A 6,105-nucleotide genomic window follows, 5' to 3' on the forward strand; every position below is an offset into this window, starting at 1 on the left:
CGGCGCCACCGGCGACATCGCGGACGCCGGTGGCCGGCACTCCAGGTCTGACGGGTCGCAGGGTCTCGGCACCCATGACACCGGCACCCATGACACCGGCATCCACGACCGGACGGGGCGTCACCCGGACGACGTCGATCCGGCCGCCCACCCGGACCGGGAGCCGGGCGTCGTGGACAAGGTGTTGGGACGGAACCGACGGGACGAGCAGGGGCGCTGACCCCCGGTACGTCGGACCGACTGCAGGGCCCGCGGGAGATGATCCCGCGGGCCCTGCAGTCATTCCCGGGTGGTCAGGCGGCGGCGCCGGTGGTGACCCGGGCGTTCTTCACCCGCTCGCCGAACAGGGGACCGTACAGGGCGCCGGCGATGAGCGCGCCGAGGATCGGGGCCACCCAGAAGAGCCACAGCTGACCGACGGCCCCGTCGCCGTTGAAGAAGGCCACGGCGGTCGAGCGGGCCGGGTTCACCGAGGTGTTGGTGATGGGTATCGAGATGAGGTGGATCAACGTCAGCGTCAGCCCGATCGCCAGGGGTGCGAAGCCGGCGGGGGCGCGGCGATCGGTGGCTCCGAGGATCACCCAGATGAAGATCGCGGTCAGCACGACCTCGATGATCAGGGCCGAGAGCAGGCCGTACCCGTCCGGGGAGTTGGCGCCGAAGCCGTTGGCGGCCATGTGGCCGGTCGCCTCGAATCCGTCCTTGCCCTTGGCCACGACGAGTATCAGTGCTCCCGCGACCAGACCGCCGACGACCTGGCTGACGATGTATACGGGGGCCTTGGCCCAGGGGAGGCGCCCGGCGATGGCGGCGCCGACGGTGACGGCCGGGTTGAAGTGGCCGCCGGAAATGTGGCCGAGCGCGTACACGCCGGTCAGGACGGTCAGGCCGAAGGCCAGGGAGACACCGAGGTAGCCGACGCCCACGGGGACGTCTCCGGTGTCTGCGGTGGCGACCTGGACGGCGGCGAACACCGCCGTGCCGCACCCTCCCAGTACCAGCCAGAAGGTGCCGATCACCTCGGCCGCGATCACCGCCGTCCCGGACGGGGTGCCGGGGGACGTGTCGGACGGGGTGCCGGGGGACGGTGCGGACGGGGTGCGCGGGGACGAGTCGGACATGGATTGACCTCCGGTGGTGTACTCCCCGGGATCGGGGGAGGCGGGAACGTGGTGGTGAGTGTTTCCGCTGAGCACACGCTAGCGCTGCCGGGGTCCCGCCGCGCCGGTTCCGCGACCTGTCAAGCGGTCCCGGCGAGGTGAGCCTCGGTCAGGGCGCCAGGAGAGTCGGGAGAACCGCCGCGGCGGTGTCACGGAGGTGGACCGTCACCCCGTCCGTGAGGCCGGAGGGATCGGGGTTGACCTCGACGACCGGGATCCCGAGGTCGACGGCGATGCCGGGGAGCGATGCGGCGGGATGGACGAGACCGGAGGTGCCGACGACCAGGACCGCGGTCGCGGCGGAGATCGCGGACACCGCGGCGTCCCAGGGCTGCCGGGGGAGCATCTCTCCGAACCAGACCACTCCCGGTCTGGCCCGTCCGCCGCACCGCGGGCAGTCGGGCGGCGCGAGCCGGTCCACGGGGTCCTCCGGCGGCGCCCCCACCTCCATCGGGGCCCCACACTCGTCACACCGGTGTGCGAAGAGGCTGCCGTGGAGATGGTGCACCCCGGCGGAACCCGCGCGCTCGTGCAGGTCGTCGACGTTCTGGGTCACCACCGTCACGCTGCGGTCCCGGGCGGCGCGGGCGATCGCGAGATGACCGGCATTCGGCTCGGCGCATCCGACGAGGTGCTCGCGCCAGCGATACCAGGCCCACACGGAGTCCCGGTCGCGGTCCCAGGCCTCCGGGGTCGCGAGGTCGGCGGGGTCGTGGCGTGCCCACAGTCCCGTCCGGGAGTCCCGGAAGGTGGGCACCCCGCTCTCCGCACTCATCCCGGCACCCGTCAGAACGACGAGAGGCCCACCGTCGCCGAGGGCGAGACGGGCCTTGCTCATGTCGGGGTGGGGCCGGTCGGACCCCACGCCGTCGCTGATCACGGGACGAACGCGGAACCCACCAGCGGCAGTGAGACACAATTGGAGGTCCCGCCGCCGGCGAGGGTGGTGGTGACGCCGCCCTGCAGGAGCATCAGCACCTGCCCCGGGCCGGTGTCGGCGACACCGTTGAGGGTCGCCGGTCCGCCCGCGTTGATCCCGTTGTAGCTGAGCACGGTGGTGCCGCGGCGACCGTTGTTGATGTTGAACCAGTCCACGGTCATGGGCTGCACCTGCTGGGGTGCGACGCCCTCGGTGCCGAGGGCGGTGAAGATGAAGCCAAGGTGGCCGCCCGGGATGCCGGGCAGGGGCAGGCCGGCGGGCCCCGGCACGGCGGTGGCGGCCCCGACCGCGGTCTGTTCCCCGTCGATGCAGTTCTGCATGATGGTCGGGTAGGCGAACTGCGCGATCACCGGACCGTTCTCGGGCAGCGGGGTGCCCGGCTCGCCGGACCCGCGGAAGAAGCCCACCAGCCGGGCGATGGTGCCCCGGGTCTCCTCGGGGATCCACTGCTGCTCGGAGAGGTTCTCGATGGCCTGCAGCACCGGCTCGGTCGGGCGGCCCAGCTCGTCCAGCGACTGGGCGCTCGCGGAGGCGGGGACGGCGAGCGACACGGCCATGGCGGCGACTGCACCGAGACCTAGGGTCCTGAACGAGTTCCTGAGCGAGTGGCGGGTCACTGGCGAGTCCATTCTTCGGATGAGGCGGACGGACCGGTCGGCGGGCCGACCAATCGACGGCTCGATGTTCTCACAACGTTTACAGGTGTGGATACCGGAGGCCCGGTTGCTGTGGCGTCTGTGGCCAGTGTGGCAGAAGATACTTGTGATGTAAATAACAGTCGCCGCCGCGGGTGTGGCGTCGCCCGCTCGGGATGACTGTCCGGAGGCCGATGCGGGTAATGTGGTCACGCACGCGCGCTCGACCGGACGCGCTTGTGGATCACGCGGGAGTCCCGCAGATTCCCACCACGCGCCCGGCGGCCACAGAGTCGCCCGTGGCGCCGAAAGCCTCTGAGGGAGAACCCACCGTATGGCCCTGACCGAGTTCCGCAACGTCGCCATCGTCGCGCACGTCGACCATGGTAAGACGACACTCGTCGACGCGATGCTGCGCCAGTCCGGAGCGTTCGACGAACGCGCGGAGCTCGTGGACCGGGTCATGGACTCGGGTGACCTCGAGCGTGAGAAGGGCATCACGATCCTGGCCAAGAACACGTCGGTGCGGCGTCTCGGCGCAGGGTCGGGCGGCGCCGACCTCGTCTTCAACATCATCGACACCCCCGGCCACGCCGACTTCGGCGGCGAGGTGGAGCGCGGCCTCAACATGGTCGACGGCGTCGTCCTGCTCATCGACTCCTCGGAGGGTCCGCTGCCGCAGACGCGGTTCGTCCTGCGGAAGGCGCTGGCGGCATCCCTTCCGGTCATCATCGTCGTCAACAAGACCGACCGTCCGGACGCCCGCATCGACGAGGTCGTCGAGGACGCCCAGGACCTCCTCATCGGACTCGCCTCCGATCTCGAGGACCCGGACGCCCAGGCCGCGGCCGAGCGCGCGCTCGAACTGCCCGTGGTGTTCGCCTCCGGTCGCGCCGGTAAGGCCTCGACCACGCAGCCGGCCAACGGCCAGGAACCGGCCGGGGAGAACCTCGACGAGCTCTTCACGCTCCTGTACGACGTGATCCCCGCGCCCCGCGGTGACGCCGACGCGCCGCTGCAGGCCCACGTGACCAACCTGGACGCGTCCAACTTCCTCGGTCGTATCGGTCTGGTCCGTATCCACAACGGCCGTCTCCGCAAGGGTCAGCAGGTGGCGTGGATCCACAACCTTCCCGACGGCGGTCAGGAGACCAAGTCCGTGCGGATCTCGGAACTCCTCGCGACCAAGGGTGTCGAGCGGATGCCCACCGACGAGGCCGTGGCCGGCGACATCGTCGCGGTGGCCGGGATCAGCGACATCATGATCGGCGACACCCTCGCGGATCCGGAGAACCCGGTGGCGCTGCCCGCGATCACCGTCGACGAGCCGGCGATCTCGATGACCATCGGCGTCAACACCTCCCCGCTCGCCGGCCGCAACGGCGGTACCAAGCTCACCGCGCGGATGGTCAAGGCGCGTCTCGACCAGGAGCTCGTGGGCAACGTCTCGCTCAAGGTCCTCGACACCGCGCGCCCCGACGACTGGGAGGTCCAGGGCCGCGGCGAGATGGCGCTGTCCATCCTCGTCGAGACCATGCGCCGGGAGGGCTTCGAGCTCACCGTGGGCAAGCCGCAGGTCGTGACCCGGGTCGTCGACGGCAAGGTCCACGAGCCGATGGAGCACATGACCATCGACGTGCCCGAGGAGTACCTCGGCGCGGTCACCCAGCTCATGGCGGCCCGCAAGGGGCGCATGGAGCAGATGGGCAACCACGGATCCGGATGGGTCCGGATGGAGTTCCGGGTGCCCGCCCGGGGGCTGATCGGCTTCCGCACGACCTTCATGACCGAGACGCGCGGCGCCGGGATCGCCAACTCCGAGTCGGCCGGCTACGAGCCCTGGGTCGGAGAGATCCGCTCGCGGCACACCGGTTCACTGGTTGCCGACCGTGCCGGCAAGGCCACCGCGTTCGCGCTGCTCAGCCTGGCCGACCGCGGCGACTTCTTCATCGAGCCCGGTTCCGAGGTGTACGAGGGCGTCGTCGTGGGCGAGAACCCGCGATCCGAGGACATGGACGTCAACATCACCAAAGAGAAGAAGCTCACCAACATGCGAGCGGCCTCCTCCGATACGACCGAGACCCTGCAGAGGGCCCGCAACCTCTCGCTGGAGGAGGCCATGGAGTTCTGCGCCGGCGACGAGTGCGTGGAGGTCGGACCGGAGGCGATCCGCGTGCGCAAGGTGCTGCTCACCGCCAATGAGCGGGCCAAGGCCCGCAGCAAGTCCAAGTCGCGCGAGCAGCAGTCGGTCAACTGACGAGGACCCTGGTGGCGACGAGGGGGGCATCAGTTCGTCGGCGCGGCACGAGCGTTCTGGCAGCCGTGCTCTCCCTCGTCGTCGTCACAGGGTGTGTGGCCGATCCGCCTCCGCCCACCGTGGTGGGGGAGGAGCGTACCGACGGGGAGTCCGTCAACCTGTCCAGTGGCGGGGTCCTGCTGGCCCTCGACCGCGTCGACCCGGGCTTCAACCCGCATCTCCTGGCCGATCAGGGAGTCGACACGGACCTGGTCGCCTCCCTGCTGCTCCCGAGCGCGTTCGTCCCCGGGCCGGGCGGTGAGCCGGTGCTCAACCGCGACCTCCTCGTGTCCGCCGAGCCCCTGCCGGGGAGCCCGCGGACAATCCGCTACACGATCGACCCGCTGGCCCAGTGGACCGACGGGGTGCCGGTCGCGGCCGAGGACTTCGAGTACCTGTGGCGGCAGATGACGACCCAGCCCGGAGTGGTCGACCCCGCCGGGTACGAGCAGATCGTCGAGGTGCGGTCCGGCGCCGGGGGCAAGGTCGTCGACGTGGTGTTCGACTCCCCACCGACGCAGTGGCGGACGCTGTTCGCCGACCTGCTGCCCGGGCACATCCTCAAGAACGCCCCGGACGGTTTCCAGGGCGCGATGTCCAGCCTCCCCGTGATGAGCGCGGGACCGTTCATGATCCGGTTCGCCGACATCGGTCGGGGCGAGATCGAGTTCGTACGCAACGACCGGTACTGGGCGCGCGCGCCGGAACTCGATCAGATCCTCGTGCGGCGGGCGACAGGGGCCGGACAACTCGGCGCGGCGTTGCGTGGAGGACCGGGATCACTCGCGATGGTCTCGGCGACACCGTTGGCCGCGGACGTCTCGGCCACCGTCCACGGGGTCCGCGCCGTGACCGTCGACTCCTCGGCCCAACTCGAACTGGGCTTCAACACCGTCGCCCCGGCGGTCCGCGACCCGGAAGTGCGGCGCGGCCTCACGGCGGCGGTGGACCCCGAGGTGGTCGGTCGGATCGTCACCGGACAGTCCGACCCGGCCGTCACGACCTACCCGTTCCCGCCGGGGTCCGCCAGCACCACGACCGGCGACGGGGCCGCCGTGGAGCGCGCGCTCCGCG

The 6,105-nt window shown here is 70.8% G+C and carries 6 protein-coding genes; 3 read left to right on the forward strand and 3 right to left on the reverse strand.

What is annotated here, in order from left to right; translation table 11 throughout:
- Positions 1-220 (forward strand): hypothetical protein (locus G6017_RS09520; RefSeq protein ID WP_206682427.1); only part of this gene is annotated, 220 nt, incomplete at its 5' end.
- A 73-nt stretch (positions 221-293) separates the two neighbouring features.
- Here the strand turns inward: G6017_RS09520 and aqpZ are convergent.
- From aqpZ to G6017_RS09535, 3 genes are all read right to left on the reverse strand, one after another.
- On the reverse strand, positions 294-1,019 hold the full coding sequence (aqpZ, locus tag G6017_RS09525; RefSeq protein ID WP_182609516.1) for an aquaporin Z: 726 nt from the start codon (positions 1,017-1,019) through the stop codon (positions 294-296).
- A 250-nt stretch (positions 1,020-1,269) separates the two neighbouring features.
- Positions 1,270-1,998, reverse strand: a complete 729-nt coding sequence (locus tag G6017_RS09530; protein ID WP_182609517.1) for an SIR2 family NAD-dependent protein deacylase — start codon at positions 1,996-1,998, stop codon at positions 1,270-1,272.
- Positions 1,999-2,036: 38 nt separating this feature from the next.
- Positions 2,037-2,657, reverse strand: coding sequence for an Rv1157c family protein (locus tag G6017_RS09535; RefSeq protein WP_241730811.1), 621 nt, complete (start codon positions 2,655-2,657; stop codon positions 2,037-2,039).
- A gap of 412 nt (positions 2,658-3,069) precedes the next feature.
- Between G6017_RS09535 and typA the strand changes: the two genes are divergently transcribed.
- Positions 3,070-4,992, forward strand: a complete 1,923-nt coding sequence (gene typA / locus G6017_RS09540) for a translational GTPase TypA (protein ID WP_179525605.1) — start codon at positions 3,070-3,072, stop codon at positions 4,990-4,992.
- A gap of 95 nt (positions 4,993-5,087) precedes the next feature.
- A partial coding sequence (locus tag G6017_RS09545; protein ID WP_347237977.1) for an ABC transporter substrate-binding protein occupies positions 5,088-6,105 on the forward strand: 1,018 nt, incomplete at its 3' end.

It is taken from the genome of Dietzia sp. B44 (assembly GCF_014145245.1).
Lineage (GTDB): Bacteria > Actinomycetota > Actinomycetes > Mycobacteriales > Mycobacteriaceae > Dietzia > Dietzia natronolimnaea.

Bases quoted from the DNA above. Each gene is read 5' to 3' on its own strand.
- typA (WP_179525605.1), top strand. From the start codon at position 3,070: ATGGCCCTGACCGAGTTCCGCAACGTCGCCATCGTCGCGCACGTCGAC.
- G6017_RS09535 (WP_241730811.1), bottom strand. From the start codon at position 2,657: ATGGCCGTGTCGCTCGCCGTCCCCGCCTCCGCGAGCGCCCAGTCGCTG.
- G6017_RS09530 (WP_182609517.1), bottom strand. From the start codon at position 1,998: ATGAGCAAGGCCCGTCTCGCCCTCGGCGACGGTGGGCCTCTCGTCGTT.